This is a genomic window from Streptomyces chisholmiae (genome assembly GCF_031845445.1).
Classification (GTDB): domain Bacteria; phylum Actinomycetota; class Actinomycetes; order Streptomycetales; family Streptomycetaceae; genus Streptomyces; species Streptomyces chisholmiae.
The window spans coordinates 1-481 of sequence record NZ_JAVREO010000105.1 but is presented as its reverse complement, the minus strand read 5'-3'; the positions used below and the strand labels follow the sequence as shown (position 1 = coordinate 481).

The 481-nt window shown below is 39.7% G+C and carries 2 protein-coding genes; both read right to left on the bottom strand.

Annotated elements, in window-relative coordinates; genetic code table 11:
• Positions 1-5 precede the first annotated feature (5 nt).
• Positions 6-212: a TraR/DksA C4-type zinc finger protein gene (locus RM844_RS33695; protein WP_036965596.1), complete on the bottom strand. Its 207-nt coding sequence runs from the start codon at positions 210-212 to the stop codon at positions 6-8.
• A gap of 120 nt (positions 213-332) precedes the next feature.
• Positions 333-476, bottom strand: coding sequence for a complement resistance protein TraT (gene traT / locus RM844_RS33690; protein WP_394814652.1), 144 nt, complete (start codon positions 474-476; stop codon positions 333-335).
• Positions 477-481: the final 5 nt, after the last annotated feature.

Sequence of the window (481 nt, the reverse complement as noted above, 5' to 3'; positions counted from 1 at the left end):
ATTAACTATCGGGGACGGAACAACTCTTGGCGTTCGACACAACACACACAGTGCTGAACCCCAGGTAACGCCATCCGACGAGCCAGCGGGATATTGTCACCGCACTCAACACACACTTTTGCACTCTGCCCCTGATACTGAGCACGTTGACTCAATCTTAGAGACAGCAAAAAATCGCTCTCAGCTTGAGAGACATCAATTTCATCAGCCATTGGAAACCTCTTGAGACGAGACAGTCTATTCTCCTGAAAAATTTATTATTAAGGGGAATAGACTGTTAACAAACGAAGTGCGTTAGTAATGAATACTAATCACTACAGAGTGATAATAAATTATAAAATATTTGAAATGGATTTCGCTAATTGTTGCTCTAGTACAGGTTTTGCTTCTTCGAATTTTAAATTAACTTTATTTGCATTAGAGACAATTCGCGTTTGATATTTATGCCGATCTCCATCTTGTTGACTGGTTTGTATCTTAG